Origin of the sequence: Methyloversatilis sp., assembly GCF_965284615.1 — a bacterium.
Classification (GTDB): domain Bacteria; phylum Pseudomonadota; class Gammaproteobacteria; order Burkholderiales; family Rhodocyclaceae; genus Methyloversatilis.
In genome coordinates this window covers 1,415,056-1,432,461 of sequence record NZ_OZ260098.1, presented here as the reverse complement: position 1 = coordinate 1,432,461, position 17,406 = coordinate 1,415,056, and the positions used below count along the sequence as shown (strand labels likewise).

The window sequence follows — 17,406 nt, the reverse complement described above, 5'->3', positions numbered from 1 at the left end:
CGCTCGTATCGTCAAGCGCGGGATTCTAATGGGCGCGCGCACGCCGCGGTGCGGAACACGCGGCCGACAGGAATGTCGCATCATTTCTTGATTGGGGGATAATCGCGGGAGCCCGCCGGCGGCAACACCGTCACAGGGCCAATAACCAGACAACACACCAAGGAGCTGGATGGCATGAGTACCACTCACATCAAGATTCCCGCCGAGGGGACAAAAATCGTTGCCGGCCAGCCGATGCCGGACAATCCCATCATCCCCTTCATCGAAGGCGATGGCATCGGCGTGGACATCACGCCGGTAATGAAGGACGTCGTCGATGCAGCCGTGGCCAAGGCCTACGGCGGCAAGCGCAAGATCACCTGGATGGAGGTCTACGCTGGCGAGAAGGCCACCCGCATGTACGGCCCGGACGTCTGGCTGCCGGAAGACACGCTGGCCGCGTTGAAGGAATACGTCGTTTCGATCAAAGGCCCGATGACGACGCCGGTCGGCGGCGGCATCCGTTCGCTGAACGTGGCGCTGCGCCAGGAGCTTGACCTCTACGTCTGCCTGCGCCCGGTACGCTACTTCAAGGGCGTGCCCAGCCCGGTCAAGCAGCCGGACCTGATCGACATGGTCATCTTCCGCGAGAACACCGAAGACATCTACGCCGGCATCGAATGGCAGGCTGAATCGGACAACGCGCGCAAGGTGATCAAGTTCCTGCGCGACGAAATGGGCGTCAAGAAGATCCGCTTCCCGGAGACCTCGGCCATCGGCATCAAGCCGGTGTCGCGCGAAGGCTCGGAGCGCCTGATCCGCAAGGCCCTGCAGTACGCCGTCAACAATGATCGCAAGTCGGTCACGCTGGTGCACAAGGGCAACATCATGAAGTTCACCGAAGGCGGCTTCCGCGACTTCGGCTACGCGCTGGCGCAGAACGAGTTCGGCGCCGAGCCGATCGACGGCGGACCGTGGTGCAAGTTCAAGAACCCGAACACCGGCCGCGACATCATCGTCAAGGACGCCATCGCCGACGCCTTCCTGCAGCAGATCCTGCTGCGGCCGGCCGACTACGACGTGATCGCCACGCTGAACCTGAACGGCGACTACATCTCCGACGCGCTGGCGGCACAGGTCGGCGGCATCGGCATCGCCCCGGGCGCCAACATTTCCGACGCCTATGCAGTGTTCGAAGCCACCCACGGTACGGCACCGAAGTACGCCGGCCTGGACAAGGTGAATCCGGGATCGCTCATCCTGTCGGCCGAAATGATGCTGCGTCACATGGGCTGGCTGGAAGCGGCCGACCTCATCATCGCGTCGATGGAGCGCGCCATCGGCGATAAGCAGGTCACCTACGACTTTGCCCGCCTGATGGACGGTGCGAACGAAGTGTCGTGCTCGGAATTCGGGCGCGCCATGATCGCCCGCATGTAACGGTGACAGCGGGCGTCGCAGGACGCCCAACTGCAGAAACAAAAAACCCGGCTTGCGCCGGGTTTTTTGCTTTCCGAATCCTCAGGACCGGATCAAGCAGCCTGGATGTTCGCGGCCTGCTTGCCCTTGGGTCCCTGGGTCACGTCGAACGTCACCTTCTGGCCTTCCTTCAGGGTCTTGAAACCACCCATCTGGATCGCCGAGAAATGAGCGAACAGATCTTCGCTGCCATCATCCGGCGTGATGAAGCCGTAACCCTTGGAATCGTTGAACCACTTAACAGTACCAGTTGCCATTGATCTTATCCTCTCAACCTCTCAAATGAGCCGAAGCTCCCGTACATGTTTGTACTTCAAGTTCTGATGTTCTGACCCCGGGAACTACCGACCGCGCCGGAACTCGACAACGGTCTAGGACTGCGACCACTCGAGAGCTTGAACCAAACACAGAACGGCTTTTAGCCCAGATGAAGCAGGCGGTCAACACGTTTCCATGCTGCACCACGGCAGACTTTTGCGACGATTTTCCGGCCATCTTGGACAGCGTTCATCGAAGCGTCGAAAGCTGTCAGCGCACACTTGCCGGAACGCGTTGTCCAAAGACGTGAACAGGTGGTGCGCAATGACGAGAAACAGCGGAAAAGCGACACAGCTTCTCGTGTTGCACACCCGATGTTTGTGATTAGAATGGGACCATGGTTACACGCAGGCAGGACGATTCACTCCTCGAGCTTGAAAAGACACGGGTCAAGCCCCCACCTCTGTTCAAGGTCATGGTGCTGAATGACGATTACACCCCGATGGACTTCGTGGTTGGAGTCCTTCAGAAGTTTTTCGGCATGAACCGGGAACAGGCCACGCGCGTCATGCTCAAGGTACATACGGAGGGGGCCGGCGTATGCGGCATCTACCCCAAGGACGTTGCAGCATCGAAAGTGGAACAGGTGTGTACCTTTGCGCGCCAGCATCAGCATCCGCTGGCGTGCGTGATGGAGGAAAATTGAAATGATCGCGCAGGAGTTGGAAGTCAGCCTTCACATGGCCTTTGTCGAAGCGAGACAGAAGCGCCATGAATTCATCACTGTCGAGCACCTGCTGCTCGCCCTGCTCGACAATCCTTCGGCAGCGGAAGTGCTTCGTGCCTGCGCAGTGAACATCGATGAGCTGCGCAAGGAACTGTCGGCCTTCATCAACGAGCACACGCCGGTGGTCGATGGCAGCGAGGAAATCGACACCCAGCCGACACTCGGCTTCCAGCGCGTAATCCAGCGCGCCATCCTGCACGTGCAGTCCTCGGGCAAGAAGGAAGTGACCGGTGCCAATGTGCTGGTCGCCATCTTCGGCGAGAAGGATTCGCACGCGGTGTATTTCCTGCAGCGCCAGGGCGTCACGCGCCTGGACATCGTGAACTTCATTTCGCACGGCATCACCAAGGCGGCCCAACCGGCCGCCGCGGCGAAGCCCGAGTCGGAACAGGGCGAGCAGGAACAGGAAGGCGGCCAGGCGGGCGGCGCACTCGACAGCTTCACGCAGAACCTGAACGCACAGGCGCTGATGGGCAAGATCGATCCGCTGATCGGTCGCGACCACGAACTCGAGCGCGTGATCCAGACGCTGTGCCGTCGGCGCAAGAACAATCCGCTGCTGGTGGGCGAAGCCGGCGTCGGCAAGACCGCGATTGCCGAAGGGCTCGCACGCCGCATCATCGAGGGCCGGGTGCCGGACATCCTCGCCGACGCGACCATCTACGCGCTGGACATGGGCGCCCTGCTCGCCGGCACCAAGTACCGCGGCGATTTCGAACAGCGTCTTAAGTCGGTGCTGAAGCAGCTGCTCGACAATCCGAACGCCATTCTGTTCATCGACGAAATCCATACGCTGATCGGCGCGGGGGCCGCCTCGGGCGGAACGCTCGACGCGTCCAACCTGTTGAAGCCGGCGCTGTCGTCGGGTCAACTGAAGTGCATCGGCGCGACCACTTACACCGAATATCGCGGTGTGTTCGAGAAGGACCACGCGCTGTCACGCCGCTTCCAGAAGATTGACGTGACCGAGCCCAGCGTCGAGGAGACCGTGTCCATCCTCAAGGGACTGAAGTCGCGTTTCGAACAGCATCACGGCGTCAAGTACTCGTCAACCGCGTTGTCGTCAGCGGCCGAACTGTCGGCGCGCTACATCAACGACCGTCACCTGCCGGACAAGGCGATCGACGTGATCGACGAAGCCGGGGCGGCGCAACGCGTACTGCCGAAATCGAAGCAGAAGAAGGTGATCGGCAAGACCGAGATCGAGGAAATCGTTGCCAAGATCGCGCGCGTGCCGTCGCAGCATGTGTCGAACGACGACCGCTCGGCGCTGCGCAACCTCGACCGCGACCTGAAGAACATGGTATTCGGTCAGGACAACGCGATTGATGCGCTGGCCACCGCGATCAAGATGTCACGCTCCGGTCTCGGCAATCCGAACAAGCCGATCGGCTCCTTCCTGTTCAGCGGCCCGACCGGCGTTGGCAAGACCGAAGTCGCTCGCCAGCTTGCCTACTGCATGGGCATCGAACTGATCCGCTTCGACATGTCCGAGTACATGGAGCGTCATGCGGTCAGCCGCCTGATTGGCGCACCTCCGGGCTATGTCGGCTTCGATCAGGGTGGCCTGCTGACCGAGGCAGTGACCAAGAAGCCGCACTCTGTGCTGCTGCTCGACGAAATCGAGAAAGCGCACCCGGACATCTTCAACATCCTGTTGCAAGTGATGGACCACGGCACGCTGACCGACAACAATGGTCGTCAGGCCGATTTCCGTAATGTGGTCATCATCATGACGACCAACGCCGGCCAGGAGACGCTGCAGAAATCCGTCATCGGCTTCACGACGGAACGCCAGCCGGGCGACGAGATGGCCGACATCAAGCGCCTGTTCACGCCGGAGTTCCGCAACCGTCTGGACGCCATTATTTCGTTCAAGCCGCTGGACCGCGAAATCATTCTGCGCGTGGTCAACAAGTTCCTGATGCAACTGGAAGGTCAGTTGCAGGAGAAGAAGGTTGACGTGCAGTTCTCGGAAGAGCTGCGCAGCTGGCTGGCCGAAGCGGGCTTCGATCCGCTGATGGGCGCGCGTCCGATGGCACGCCTGATCCAGGACACCATCCGCTCCGCGTTGGCAGACGAACTGCTGTTCGGTCGCCTGACCAGCGGCGGCAAGGTGACCATCGACCTCGACGGCGACAAGAAGGTGAAACTGGTGTTCGACGAGGAAGAACTCGCAACACCCGCCTGATAAGGCATCACCGTTCCGACCGAGGCGGCCATAATGGCCGCCTCTTTTTTTGTCTGTCACGCCTCCCGAACAGAAAGGACGACTCATGGACATCCACACCGCCGACCTGTGTGACCAATTCGAAAGCGAACTGCGCATCTGCGCACCGATGTTCCGCAGCTACGGCGGCCGTGCCGCCTTCGGTGGCCAGATCACGACACTGAAGCTGTTTGAGGACAACGGTCTGGTTCGCAAGGCGCTGGAAGCGCCGGGCAACGGCCGCGTGCTGGTGGTCGATGGGGGCGGTTCGATGCGCCGCGCGCTGGTCGGCGACCAGATCGCCGCCCTGGCGGTGAAGAACGGCTGGGCCGGCATCGTCGTCTACGGCTGCATCCGCGACTCGGCGGCGATCGGTGAGATGGATATCGGTGTCTGCGCGCTTGGCACTCATCCGCTGAAGACGGTCAAGCGCAATGAAGGTCAGGCCGACCTCACCGTCAGCTTCGGCGGCATCGACTTCGTACCCGGCCAGTACCTTTATGCCGACGCCGATGGCGTCATTGTCTGCCCGCGGCCGCTGATCTGAGTGTGCGTTCGGCCGGCACTCGCGACCCGGTGTCGGCGGCGCCTTTCGCAGCGCACAAGTTTCTGCAGATTTTTCTGCACTTTTTCACACATGCAACAGAGCAGACAAGACAAGTCTTTGTTTTATTTAAAAACACGACTTCTTATGTCTTATACAAGACCTCTTGTTGCTTTGCCAAAGCCTCTTTATACTTGAGCCCGTCACGATAGCCGCCCGGTTCCATTCATCGGTCGGCTTCCCGGGCGCCCGGTCTGCTTGCTGCCAACCGCTGCGACAGGCCCTCGCGGGTTTCGTGGATCGGCCCGCATCGGTTCATCGGCCGAAGGATGCCCGGACCGCACGGTCCGGCATGGGTGTCAGCACCGTTTCAGGAAGCTTTTCAAAGTCAGGGCTTACGGGTGGCGCAGGCTGCCTGTTCGGGTTGTTTTTTTCTTCGAGGACATGCAATGAGCACGAAAGAACAGGAAATCGCCAAGATTCAGAAGGATTGGGACGAAAACCCCCGCTGGAAGGGCATCAAGCGCGGCTACACCGCCGAGGATGTCTATCGCCTGCGCGGCTCCTTCCCGGTCGAGTACACGCTGGCCCGCCGCGGTGCGGAAAAGCTGTGGGATCTGGTGAACAACGAGCCGTTCATCAACTGCCTCGGCGCGCTGACCGGTGGTCAGGCCATGCAGCAGGTGAAGGCCGGCGTCAAGGCGATCTACCTGTCGGGCTGGCAAGTCGCTGCCGACAACAACTCGTACGAAGCGATGTACCCGGACCAGTCGCTGTACCCGGTTGACTCGGTTCCGACCGTCGTGAGCCGCATCAACAACAGCTTCAAGCGCGCTGACGAAATCCAGCACGCCAAGGGTGTTTACGCTGGCGACAAGGGCTACATCGACTATTTCGCCCCGATCGTGGCGGACGCAGAAGCCGGTTTCGGCGGCGTGCTGAACGCCCACGAACTGATGAAGGCCATGATCCGCGCGGGCGCCGCCGGCGTGCACTTCGAAGACCAGCTGGCCTCCGTGAAGAAGTGCGGTCACATGGGTGGCAAGGTGCTCGTGCCGACCCAGGAAGCCGTGCAGAAGCTGATCGCCGCCCGTCTGGCCGCCGACGTCTACGGCGTCCCGACCCTGATCCTGGCCCGTACCGACGCGGAAGCCGCCGACCTGCTGACCAGCGATTGCGATCCGATCGACAAACCCTTCGTCACCGGTGAGCGCACCGCCGAAGGCTTCTACAAGACCAAGAAGGGTCTGGAACAAGCCATCTCGCGCGGTCTGGCCTACGCCCCGTACGCCGACCTGATCTGGTGCGAGACCGGCACGCCTGACCTGGCTTTCGCCAAGGCTTTCGCCGACGCGATCCACGCCAAGTTCCCGGGCAAGATGCTGGCCTACAACTGCTCGCCGTCGTTCAACTGGAAGAAGAACCTCGACGACGCGACCATCGCCAAGTTCCAGCGCGAGCTGGGCGCGATGGGTTACAAGTACCAGTTCATCACCCTCGCCGGCATCCACAACATGTGGTACCACATGTTCGATCTGGCCCAGGACTACGTGGCCCGCGGCATGTCCGCCTACGTGGAAAAGGTTCAGGAGCCGGAATTCGCGGCCCGCGACCGCGGCTACACCTTCGTGTCGCACCAGCAGGAAGTCGGCACCGGCTACTTCGACGACGTGACCACCACCATCCAGGGTGGCACTTCTTCGGTGACCGCGCTGACCGGTTCGACCGAAGAAGAGCAGTTCCACTGAGATGGACCGGACCCGCGACAGCGGGTCTGCTGAAGTGAAAAAGCCGCCCGGCTCTCGCCGAGCGGCTTTTTTGTTTCCTTCTTTTTAATCCTCGACCGGCTGCGGCAGATCGGGAATGAAAGTGCCGCCGGATTCCCAGTAAGCCAGATCGCCGTAGGTGATCTTCAGCAGATCCACGAAGAGCCGCACCCGCAAGGGCAGATGGCGGCGTTGCGGAAACAGCGCATAGATGCCCATGGGCGGCGCCGCGAAATCGCCGAGCACTTCGACCAGCGCTCCGTTCGCCAGGTCCTCACGCACTTCCCAGTACGAGCGCCAGGCCAGCCCGAGCCCACTCAGTGCCCAGTCGCGCAGCACGGCACCGTCGTTGCATTCGACCAGATGGGTGATGCGCAGCGTGATCGGCTCGCCGTGCGCCATGAAACTCCAGCCACGGGCCTGCGAGCGATTCGGCCCGAGGCCGAGGCAACGGTGCTGCAGCAGGTCATACGGATGCCCGGGTTTGCCGAAACGGGCGAGGTAATCCGGGCTGGCGACGACGACGCGTCGCGTCTCGCCCAATTTGATACTGATCATGCTGGAATCAGGCAGGCTGCCGATGCGCACCGCGCAGTTGACGTTCTCGTTCACCAGGTTGACCATGCGGTCGGTCAGATCAAGCGAAATCTTGACCTCGGGATTCAGCGCCATGAAGCGCTTCACCAGTGGCGCCACGTGGCGCCGGCCGAAACCGGCCGGTGCGCTGACGCGCAACAGACCGGTGGCCCTCGCGCCGCCGGCGGTCACTGCAGCATCGGCACTCGCCAGCTCGTTGAGAATGCGCTGGCAATCCTCCAGATAGGCACTGCCTTCGTGCGTCAGCGTCAGCTTGCGCGTAGTGCGTAGCATCAATTTGACGCCCAGCCTCTCTTCCAGCGCATCCATGCGCCGCCCGATCACGGCCGGCTGCACGCCTTCGAGTTTCGCAACGGCCGAAAGACTGCCATGCGCCGCAACCGAAACGAAGGACTCTATCTCCTTGAAGCGATCCATTTTGTACTAAAAGTAAAAGATAAATGTACTTAAGGAAAGCTTAACGGATGCATAAGGAAAGTCTAGTATTTGTGCAGATGCAGCAATTCATGCCGGGCACAACCTGGTCTGATGCATCGGACGTTAGACCCCGGTCCTCCCGTCCGCACCGTGCGCAACCCGCCCGCTGCGGCACACCCGCCCGACGACGGCACCACCGCCGCCGATCGGGTGTGAGGGACGGCCAACCTGTCCGGAGCACGGAGCAAGAACGCTCACGTCATACCGGCTCTCGAACCGTTATCGGAGCGCACGCACATGACTATCGCTGAATCTGCAGACAAGCTGAACCGGGCCATGGATCTGCCCGCCGGTGTGAGCATCGCCGCTCCGGTCAGCGCCGAATACCAGACCATCCTGACCTTCGAAGCGCTGTCGCTGCTTGCCCAGCTGCACCGTCAGTTCGAACCGCGTCGCCGCGAACTGCTCGCCGCGCGGGTGACCCGCGCGGCCGAGATCGACGCCGGCAAGCCGGTCGATTTCCTGGCCGATACGCTGCACGTGCGCGAAGGCGACTGGAAGATCGCGCCGCTGCCGAAGGCATTGGAATGCCGCCGCATCGAAATCACCGGCCCGACCGAGCGCAAGATGATCATCAATGCGCTGAACGCCGGTGCCGACAGCTACATGAGCGATTTCGAGGATTCGAACTCGCCGACCTGGGACAACCAGGTGCAAGGCCAGATCAACCTGCGTGACGCCGTGCGCGGCACGATCAGCGTCGAGTACAAGGGTAAGACCTACAAGCTGAACGACAAGGTTGCCGTGCTGCAGGTGCGCCCGCGCGGCTGGCACCTCGACGAAAAGCACGTGACCGTCAACGGTCAGCGCGTGTCCGGTGGTCTGTTCGACTTCTGGCTGTACTTCTATCACAACGCCAAGGAACTGCTCGCTCGCGGCGCCGGCCCCTACTTCTATCTGCCCAAGCTGCAGAGCCACCGCGAAGCCCGCCTGTGGAACGACGTGTTCGTCGCCGCCCAGGAGATGCTCGGCATCCCGCGCGGCACGATCAAGGCCACCGTGCTGGTGGAAACGCTGCACGCCGCGTTCGAGATGGAAGAAATCCTTTACGAACTGCGCGATCACAGCGCGGGCCTTAACGCGGGCCGCTGGGATTACATCTTCTCCTGCATCAAGGTGCTCCGTAACGATCGCGATTTTTGCCTGGCCGATCGCAGCAAGATCACGATGACCGTGCCCTTCATGCGCGCTTACGCACTGTCGCTGATCAAGACCTGCCACAAGCGCGGCGCACCGGCGATCGGCGGCATGAGCGCGTTGATTCCGAACAAGAACGATCCGGACGCCAACGAAAAGGCGATGGCCGGCATCCGTTCGGACAAGCGCCGCGACGCCAATGATGGCTATGACGGCGGCTGGGTGGCTCACCCGGGCCTGGTGCAGGCAGCGATGGAAGAGTTCGTGTCGGTGCTCGGCGACAAGCCGAACCAGATCGAGAAGCAGCTCGACGTGAACTACGGCGCTGCCGATCTGCTCGACTTCCGTCCGGAAGGTCCGATCAGCGAAACCGGTCTGCGCACCAACATCAACGTCGGCATCCAGTATCTGGGTGCATGGATGGACGGCAATGGTTGCGTGCCTATCCACGGTCTGATGGAAGATGCAGCGACCGCCGAAATCAGCCGCGCCCAGGTGTGGTCGTGGATCCGCAGCCCGAAGGGCATCCTGGATGACGGCCGCAAGGTGACCGCCGACATGGTGCGCGGCCTGATCCCGCAGGAACTGGACAAGATCCGCGCCCTGCTGGGCGACGCCTACACGGAAACCTATGCCGCCGCCGCCAAGCTGTTCGGCGACATGTGCGTGGCCACCGAACTGGAAGACTTTCTGACGCTGCCGGCTTACGAACGCATGGAGTAAGCCTACCCCTTGCAGCATCACGGACGGCGCCCCAAAAGGGCGCCGTTTTTCGTTGTGGAAGACCTTCGTCGCATCGTCTCGTCCGACGCCGCCGACACGACGGACGAAAAAAAGCCCGCTCTGCGGCGGGCTCTCATCGGGCAGGACGACCAGCGATCGTCCGGACCGGGATTACTCCATCGGGGTGACCTTGCCCGGGGCGATCTTGCCGTCCGAGCGACCCTTCAGGTAGGCGTACAGGCTGTCGATCTTCTCGCCCTTGAGGAAGGGGTGCGGGGGCATGCCGCGGTCTGCGTGAGTGCCATCGACGACGATGCCGACGAACTCTTCCTTCGTGTATTTCTTCAGACCTTCGATCAGCGAAGGACCAACCATGCCTTCCTGGTTCGCGCCATGGCAACGCTCACAGGCGGCCGAACGCCACGTCTTCCAGCCCATCAGGGTCTTGGCGTCCACCTTGTTGCCCTCGGCAACCTTGTACGGTGCTTCCTGCGCCATCGCGGTCGAAGCCAGCGCGGCCAGCACGACGGTTGCCAGATGTTTGCGAATCACAATCAGCTCTCCTCAATTGATTGGTGGGTGTTGCAGTGGAAAAAAACGATCTTCCGGTCAAAAGGATTACATGACCTGCGTTGGACCGGGAATAAGTGTCGGCTTATGGCTGGCGCTTTCCTGAACTCGTAAGCTTACCGCGGCACTTCCATTAAAAAAAGGGTTGTTGCCCCTGAACTTGTCAGCGTCCGCCCGTCGATCCGAAACCGCCATCGCCTCGTTGCGATGCAGCAAAATCAAGCACTTCGCGCAAAGCCACCTGTACAACGGGCACCACGACGAGTTGCGCGATCCGCTCCAGTGGTTGGAGGACAAATTCGCTCGCGCCACGGTTCCACAGCGATACAAAAATTTGCCCCTGGTAGTCGGAGTCGATGAGCCCGACCAGGTTGCCCAGCACGATGCCGTGCTTGTGGCCGAGACCGGAGCGCGGCAGCACCATCGCAGCCAGTCCGGGATCTTCCAGATGAATTGCAATGCCGCTGGGCACCAGCAGCGTCTCGCCCGGACGCAACACGGTGGTCGTGTCTATGCAGGCGCGCAGGTCCAGACCGGCGGAACCGGGCGTTGCATAGGACGGCGGCAATTCGCGCAGCCGCTCATCGAGAATCTTATAGTCGAGAGTGGACATCTTCAGTCTTTCAGCAATCGGGAAATGTGTTCGAGGATGGCGCGCGCAATGACCGGCTTGGGCGCTCGCGCAAGAGGATGGCGACCTTCGGCGTCGTAGAGCACGACCGCATTGTCCTCGCCACCCAGGCCGTCGGCCACCAGATTACCGACGACCAGTTGCAGCTTCTTGGCCGCCCGCTTGGCTTGAGCATAGGTGTCGAGGTCATGGCTCTCGGCCGCAAAGCCAACGCAGAACGGTGCATCGGCGCGCGCTGCCACGTCGGCCAGGATGTCCGGATTGCGCACCATGTCGATCGACAGCGTCTCGGCGCTCTTCTTTATCTTGCGCTCGCTGGGTGCCGCCGGCCGGTAGTCCGCGACCGCGGCGACCGCAATGAATACATCGCAGGCGGCGTAGCGTGACAGCACGGCCTCGTGCATGGACAGCGCGCTGCTCACATCGACGCGCTCGACACCGAAAGGTTTGGCCAGCCCGGTCGGTCCGCTGATCAGCGTCACGTCCGCGCCTGCCCTCGCCGCCGCGCACGCCAGCGCGTAGCCCATGCGCCCCGAGCTCAGATTGGTGACGACGCGCACCGGATCGATAGCCTCGGCCGTCGGTCCGGCCGTGATCAGCACACGCCGGCCGGCCATCGCCTTCGGCGTGAAATGGGCGAGCACCGCATCGAGCAATTCGGCCGGCTCGACCATGCGACCGAGGCCGACCTCACCGCAGGCCTGCTCGCCCGCCGCCGGCCCGACGACAATGGCGCCATCGCCACGCAGCGTATTCATATTGCGGACGGTCGCCGGGTGTTCCCACATCTGCCGGTTCATCGCCGGCGCCACCATCAGCGCACACGCTGCGTCACGCGCGAGGCACAAGGTGCTCAGCAGATCGTCGGCACGACCCTGCACCAGCTTCGCGATGCAATCGGCGGTGGCGGGTGCGATCAGCAGCAACTGCGCGTCCCGGGTGAGATCGATGTGCGCCATGCCATTTGGCATGCGCGCGTCCCACAAGTCCGACCACACGGGCTCGCCGGTGATGGCCTGGAAGGTGGCCGCGCCGATGAAATGAGCGGCCGCTTCGGTCATCACGACGCGTACGCGCGCGCCCTGCTTGATCAGCAAGCGCGCCAGTTCCGCCGACTTGTAGGCCGCCACGCCACCGGTGACAGCCAGCACGATGGTGCGCCCGGACAGTTCCGCCTTTGCGTTCATGACAATGTAGTATCCTGCACCGAGTCGACGACGGATTGTAACGCGATGGCGATCAAGGACTGGAGCGCGGAACAGCGGCCGCGCGAGCGACTGCTGCTGCAGGGCGCCGAGGCGCTGTCGTCGGCCGAACTGCTGGCCATCTTCCTGCGCGTCGGCGTCAGCGGGAAATCGGCGGTCGATCTTGCGCGTGACCTGCTGGCGCATTTCGACGACAGCGTGACCTGCATGGCCAGCGCCAGCATCGGCGAACTGTGCCGGGTCAAGGGGATGGGGACAGCCAAGGCGGTACAGCTGAAAGCAAGCTTCGAACTGGCACGCCGCGCACTGGGTGAGCAATTGAAGGAGCGCGACGCACTGACCTCACCGCAGGCGGTACGCGACTGGCTCAAGCTGCGCCTGAGTGGTCTGGCGCACGAAGTGTTCATGGTGCTGCTGCTCGATGCGCAGAACCGGCTGCTGCAGGCGGTCGAACTGTTCCGCGGCACGCTGACGCAGACCAGCGTGTATCCGCGCGAAGTTGTGAAACTGGCACTGGCGCACAATGCGGCGGCCGTCATCCTCGCCCACAATCACCCGTCCGGCGTGGCGGAACCGTCCCGCGCGGACGACCTCCTGACGCAATCGCTGAAGCAGTCCCTGGCGCTGGTCAACGTGCGCGTACTCGACCATGTCATCATCGGCAGCGGCGCGACCTGCTCGTTTGCCGAGCGCGGAATTCTTTGAAGAACTTGAACAAAACCTGATACGTACTCTATAATCGCGAGCTTTTCCGATTCTGGAGCTCGAAACATGTCCCGCGTTTGCCAAGTTACCGGGAAGTCGCCGATGGTGGGTAACAACGTTTCCCACGCTAACAACAAGACCAAGCGCCGCTTCCTGCCCAATCTCCAGCAACGCCGTTTCTGGCTGGAGTCCGAAGGCCGTTTTGTCAGCCTGCGCGTCAGCACCAAGGGTCTGCGCACGATCGACAAGAAGGGCATCGAAACCGTGCTCGCCGAAATTCGCGCACGCGGCGAAAAGATCTGAGATTTCCGGCCACGCCGGAACAATGCAATCCGGCTCAGCCGGCATAGACAGGAAGGAAAGACGTCATGGCCAAGGGCGGACGCGACAAGATCAAGCTGGAATCCACTGCCGGCACCGGTCATTTCTACACGACCACGAAGAACAAGCGCACCAAGCCTGAAAAGATGGAGATCATGAAGTTCGATCCCAAGGCTCGCAAGCACGTGATGTACAAGGAAACCAAACTCAAGTGAGGCTTCCTCGCCGCCTGGCGTAGTGCCCGGGCCGCAATAAAAAACCCGCCGATGGCGGGTTTTTTATTGCCCGCTCGGAACGCAGGCAGCTTGCGCAGCGCCGTCCGGCGCTCCGCACTTCTGGATCAGCAGACGACCGTTTGCGCCTCGCCCTCGCCGCAGCGCTCGATGCGACCGATGCGATAGACGGTCTCGCCAGCCGCACTCAGCGACTGCGTCGCACGGTCGGCATCAGCGGCCGACACGATCACCACCATGCCGATGCCGCAATTGAACACGCGGTACATCTCCTGCGCCGCCACGTTTCCGGCCTCGCGCAGCCAGGCGAACAGCGGCGGCAGCGTCCACGAGGACGCGTCGATGTGCGCCGACAGCCCTGCCGGCAGCACGCGCGGCACGTTGTCGAGCAGACCGCCGCCGGTGATGTGGGCCATGCCCTTCACCAGCCCGGGCGCTTCCTTCATCAGCGCCAGCAGCGGCTTCACGTAGATGCGGGTCGGTTCGAGCACGGTTTCGCGCAGCGTGCGGCCATGAAAATCGGCATTCAGGTCCGGCGCGTCGCGTTCGAGGATCTTGCGCAGCAGCGAGTAGCCGTTCGAATGCGCGCCGCTGGAGGCCAGGCCGAGCACCACGTCGCCCTCGGCGATGGTTTCGCCGGTGATCAGCTGGCTTTTCTCGGCGATGCCGACCGCAAAGCCCGCGAGGTCGTATTCGCCAGCCGGGTACATGCCGGGCATTTCGGCCGTTTCACCACCGATCAGCGCACAGCCCGCCAGTTCGCAGCCGCGGGCGATGCCGCCGACCACGCGCGCCGCCGTGTTGACGTCGAGCTTGCCGCAGGCGAAGTAGTCGAGGAAGAACACCGGTTCGGCGCCCTGCACCAGAATGTCATTGACGCTCATCGCCACGAGATCCTGGCCTACCGTGTCGTGACCGTCGAGCTGGAAAGCGAGTTTCAGCTTGGTGCCCACACCGTCGGTGCCGGACACCAGCACCGGCTCGCGGTAGTTCTTCGACACCTCGAACAGCGCGCCGAACCCGCCGATGCCGCCGATCACCTCCGGGCGCATCGTGCGCTTGGCCAGCGGCTTGATGCGCTCGACCAGCGCATCGCCGGCATCGATATCCACACCGGCAGCGGCGTAACTGAGGGGAGCGCGGGAATCCTTGGATGAAGTCATGACGTATGAGGCGCCGGGCGCCGGGAAAACAGGATGAATGAACGGGAGTGCAGCGGAATCTTGCTAAACTGCGGGGCGTTTTTGCACCGCATTCGCGCATTCCGCCCCAAGGGTGCGCATTCTACCCCGGCCCGCACCCCGCCATGACCCCTCCCGGCATCAACCGCAAACAAACCCTGCTGTGGGCAGGCGTCGGCGCGGCCATCGTAGGGCTGCTGTGGCTGCTCGGGCCGACGCTGTCGCCCTTCATGCTTGGCCTGGTGCTGGCCTACATCTTCGAGCCTCTGGTCGAGCGCCTGTCTCGAAAGCGGGTGCCGCGCACGCTGGCCGTCGTACTGGTCATCCTGCTGGTGATCAGTCTGGTGGTTGGCCTCATCCTCATTCTCGTACCGGTCATCCAGCAGGAGGTGCGCACGCTGATCGAACGCCTGCCCGCCTACCTGACCGCAGCGCACCAAAAGCTGGTGCCCTGGCTGCAGCAGCATTTCGGCATCACGCTGCAACTCGACGTGGATAGCCTGAAGCGCTTCATCGCGAAGAACTGGAGCAGCGCGCAGGACTACCTGATGGTGGCGCTGGAATACGTGAGCAGCCAGGGCGCGGTCATCGTCGGCGTCGTTGCCAATGTGCTGCTGACGCCGGTCGTCATGTTCTACCTGATGCGCGACTGGCGCGACCTGCGCCATCGCGTTGCCAAGCTGGTACCGCGCCCGTGGCTGAACCGCACGCTGTCGATGGTCAACGAGATCGACGCGGTGCTGGCCGAATTCCTGCGTGGACAACTTTCGGTGATGGCGGCACTGGCGCTGTTCTACAGCGTCGGGCTGTGGATCGCCGGCGTCGATTACGCATTGCCGCTGGGCCTGCTGTCCGGCCTGCTCGGTTTCATTCCCTATGTCGGCTTCTCGACCGGACTGCTGCTGTCGCTGCTGGTGGCCTCCCTTCAATTCCAGGGCTGGCCGCCGGTGATCGGCGTGGCCATCGTCTACAGCCTGGGCCAGCTGCTGGAGAGCTTCCTGCTCACGCCCTGGCTGGTCGGCGAACGCATCGGCCTGCACCCTCTGGCGGTCATTTTCGCGCTGATGGCTTTCGGCCAGCTGTTCGGTTTCGTCGGCGTGCTGATCGCGCTGCCCGCCTCGGCTGCGCTGCTGGTCGGCCTGCGCGAGGTAAGACGGCACTATCTGGCCAGCCATTTCTACCAGGGCGACGCGCCCAAAATCATCGAATGATGCGTCAGCTCCTGCTCGACATCCGTCCGATCGCCGCTCCCAGCCTCAGCAATTTCGTGGCCGGCGCCAATCGCGACCTGCTCGCTCACCTGCGCACCATGACCGGCGACGAACCGGGTGCGTCGGTCTATCTGTGGGGCGACAGCGGCAGCGGTCGCACCCATCTCTTGCGCGCGCTGGCGGCCGAATCGAAGGCGCGCGGGCTTTACCTCGAAGTTGACCAGATCAACTTCACGCTGCCGGACACGCTGATCGGTGCGCTCGAAGCGACGCACGCGAAACTGTGGCTGTTCGATGACATCCATCTGCTGGAGCCTGAGGCGCAGGGCGCGCTTTTCCGCGCGATCAATCTGGCCCAGGCACGCGGCATCACGGTCGTCGCCGCCGGCAACGGCGCGCCGCGCACGCTGCCCTTGCGCGAGGATCTGCGCACCCGCATCGGCCAGATGCTGCCTTTCTGTATCCAGCCGCTGCACGACGACGAGCGCATCGAACTGCTGCAGGCACACGCGGCCGCGCGCGGCATGAAGGTCGAACAGGAGGTGTTCGACTACCTGCTGCGTCACGGCCGACGCGACATCCGCTCGCTGCTCGGCATCCTCGACCTGCTCGACGAACATTCGCTGACCCGCCAGCGTCCGGTGACGCTGCCGCTGCTGCGCGAGGTCATGCAGACCCGACTGATCTGATACGGATACCGCAATGGAACTGGTACTTTTCGACCTCGACAACACCCTGCTCGCCGGCGATTCGGACTTCGAGTGGGCGCAATTCCTGATCTCCAAAGGCGTACTCGACCGCGAACTGTACGAAGCGCGCAACGCGACCTTCTACGCGCAGTACAAGGCGGGCACGCTGGACATCCACGAATTCCTCGACTTCCAGCTGGCGCCGCTGTCGCGCCACCCGCGTGCCGAGCTGGACGCCTGGCATGCCGAGTTCATGGTGCAGCAGATCCGCCCGCGCCTTACCGACGGTGCGCGCGGCCTGGTGAATGGCCACCTGGAAAGTGGTGCCCTGTGCGCTATCGTCACCGCCACCAACAGCTTCATCACCGGTCCGATTGCACGCGAGCTGGACGTGCCGCATCTGGTTGCCACCATCCCCGCGCAGCAGGACGGCGAATTCACCGGCAAGCCGCGCGGCACGCCGGCTTTCCGCGAGGGCAAGATCGAGCGCGTCGAACGCTGGCTGGAAGAGCTCGGACTGTATTTCGGCAGCTTCCGCCGCACCACCTTCTACAGCGACTCGTTGAACGATCTGCCGTTGCTCAGCCGGGTCACCAATCCGGTGGCGGTCGATCCGGACCCGACGCTGGACGCGCACGCGCGTGCGCACGGGTGGCAGATCATGCATCTGCACACCGGCACCGCCGTACCGGACGAGGTCTGAG

Annotated in this window: 18 protein-coding genes; 12 read left to right on the top strand and 6 right to left on the bottom strand. The window is 62.7% G+C overall.

The features are described 5' to 3' along the window. Positions 1-174: 174 nt before the first annotated feature. Positions 175-1,419 (top strand): NADP-dependent isocitrate dehydrogenase, encoded by a 1,245-nt coding sequence (gene icd, locus ACQ66H_RS06930; protein ID WP_430433370.1) that lies wholly within the window; start codon positions 175-177, stop codon positions 1,417-1,419. A gap of 92 nt (positions 1,420-1,511) precedes the next feature. Here icd and ACQ66H_RS06925 read toward each other — a convergent pair whose 3' ends face one another. Further along, entirely contained in the window at positions 1,512-1,715 is a 204-nt protein-coding gene (locus ACQ66H_RS06925) for a cold-shock protein (protein ID WP_019918899.1), read from the bottom strand. 398 nt (positions 1,716-2,113) lie between these two features. On the opposite strand from ACQ66H_RS06925, the gene clpS reads away from it, so the two are divergent. The 4 genes from clpS to aceA all read left to right on the top strand — a co-directional run bounded on the left by clpS (position 2,114) and on the right by aceA (position 7,004). Continuing rightward, positions 2,114-2,422, top strand: a complete 309-nt coding sequence (clpS, locus tag ACQ66H_RS06920; protein ID WP_008061043.1) for an ATP-dependent Clp protease adapter ClpS — start codon at positions 2,114-2,116, stop codon at positions 2,420-2,422. Between the two features lies 1 nt (position 2,423). Beyond that, positions 2,424-4,694, top strand: a complete 2,271-nt coding sequence (clpA, locus tag ACQ66H_RS06915) for an ATP-dependent Clp protease ATP-binding subunit ClpA (protein ID WP_430433369.1) — start codon at positions 2,424-2,426, stop codon at positions 4,692-4,694. A gap of 85 nt (positions 4,695-4,779) precedes the next feature. Beyond that, entirely contained in the window at positions 4,780-5,259 is a 480-nt protein-coding gene (rraA, locus tag ACQ66H_RS06910; protein WP_304010288.1) for a ribonuclease E activity regulator RraA, read from the top strand. Between the two features lie 446 nt (positions 5,260-5,705). Continuing rightward, entirely contained in the window at positions 5,706-7,004 is a 1,299-nt protein-coding gene (aceA, locus tag ACQ66H_RS06905) for an isocitrate lyase (protein WP_019918902.1), read from the top strand. A gap of 84 nt (positions 7,005-7,088) precedes the next feature. Here aceA and ACQ66H_RS06900 read toward each other — a convergent pair whose 3' ends face one another. Continuing rightward, positions 7,089-8,036 (bottom strand): LysR family transcriptional regulator, encoded by a 948-nt coding sequence (locus ACQ66H_RS06900; RefSeq protein ID WP_430433368.1) that lies wholly within the window; start codon positions 8,034-8,036, stop codon positions 7,089-7,091. 297 nt (positions 8,037-8,333) lie between these two features. Between ACQ66H_RS06900 and aceB the strand changes: the two genes are divergently transcribed. After that, positions 8,334-9,956 carry a malate synthase A gene (aceB, locus tag ACQ66H_RS06895; protein ID WP_430433367.1) on the top strand — a complete coding sequence of 541 codons (1,623 nt, stop codon included), beginning with the start codon at positions 8,334-8,336 and terminating at the stop codon, positions 9,954-9,956. Between the two features lie 171 nt (positions 9,957-10,127). Here aceB and ACQ66H_RS06890 read toward each other — a convergent pair whose 3' ends face one another. From ACQ66H_RS06890 to coaBC, 3 genes are all read right to left on the bottom strand, one after another. Beyond that, complete coding sequence (locus ACQ66H_RS06890) at positions 10,128-10,508, bottom strand: c-type cytochrome (protein ID WP_304000938.1); 381 nt, start codon at positions 10,506-10,508, stop codon at positions 10,128-10,130. A 181-nt stretch (positions 10,509-10,689) separates the two neighbouring features. After that, on the bottom strand, positions 10,690-11,139 hold the full coding sequence (gene dut / locus ACQ66H_RS06885) for a dUTP diphosphatase (RefSeq protein WP_296810214.1): 450 nt from the start codon (positions 11,137-11,139) through the stop codon (positions 10,690-10,692). A gap of 2 nt (positions 11,140-11,141) precedes the next feature. Continuing rightward, positions 11,142-12,344: a bifunctional phosphopantothenoylcysteine decarboxylase/phosphopantothenate--cysteine ligase CoaBC gene (coaBC, locus tag ACQ66H_RS06880; RefSeq protein ID WP_430433366.1), complete on the bottom strand. Its 1,203-nt coding sequence runs from the start codon at positions 12,342-12,344 to the stop codon at positions 11,142-11,144. Between the two features lie 45 nt (positions 12,345-12,389). Between coaBC and radC the strand changes: the two genes are divergently transcribed. From radC to rpmG, 3 genes are all read left to right on the top strand, one after another. Beyond that, positions 12,390-13,067: a RadC family protein gene (gene radC / locus ACQ66H_RS06875; RefSeq protein ID WP_430433365.1), complete on the top strand. Its 678-nt coding sequence runs from the start codon at positions 12,390-12,392 to the stop codon at positions 13,065-13,067. A 66-nt stretch (positions 13,068-13,133) separates the two neighbouring features. Continuing rightward, on the top strand, positions 13,134-13,370 hold the full coding sequence (gene rpmB / locus ACQ66H_RS06870) for a 50S ribosomal protein L28 (protein WP_024300540.1): 237 nt from the start codon (positions 13,134-13,136) through the stop codon (positions 13,368-13,370). Between the two features lie 65 nt (positions 13,371-13,435). Further along, entirely contained in the window at positions 13,436-13,603 is a 168-nt protein-coding gene (rpmG, locus tag ACQ66H_RS06865) for a 50S ribosomal protein L33 (RefSeq protein WP_019918910.1), read from the top strand. A 125-nt stretch (positions 13,604-13,728) separates the two neighbouring features. Here rpmG and purM read toward each other — a convergent pair whose 3' ends face one another. Next, entirely contained in the window at positions 13,729-14,784 is a 1,056-nt protein-coding gene (gene purM, locus ACQ66H_RS06860; protein WP_430433364.1) for a phosphoribosylformylglycinamidine cyclo-ligase, read from the bottom strand. A 143-nt stretch (positions 14,785-14,927) separates the two neighbouring features. Here purM and ACQ66H_RS06855 point away from each other — a divergent pair, with 143 nt between their 5' ends. Genes ACQ66H_RS06855 through ACQ66H_RS06845 form a run of 3 tightly spaced genes read left to right on the top strand, consistent with a single transcriptional unit; the run spans position 14,928 to position 17,405 of the window. Further along, positions 14,928-16,013: an AI-2E family transporter gene (locus ACQ66H_RS06855; RefSeq protein ID WP_430433363.1), complete on the top strand. Its 1,086-nt coding sequence runs from the start codon at positions 14,928-14,930 to the stop codon at positions 16,011-16,013. Next, positions 16,010-16,702, top strand: a complete 693-nt coding sequence (hda, locus tag ACQ66H_RS06850) for a DnaA regulatory inactivator Hda (RefSeq protein WP_304000932.1) — start codon at positions 16,010-16,012, stop codon at positions 16,700-16,702. The genes ACQ66H_RS06855 and hda overlap by 4 nt, the downstream gene beginning before the upstream one ends. A gap of 13 nt (positions 16,703-16,715) precedes the next feature. Further along, entirely contained in the window at positions 16,716-17,405 is a 690-nt protein-coding gene (locus ACQ66H_RS06845; protein WP_430433362.1) for an HAD family hydrolase, read from the top strand. The last annotated feature ends 1 nt before the right edge of the window (position 17,406 follow it).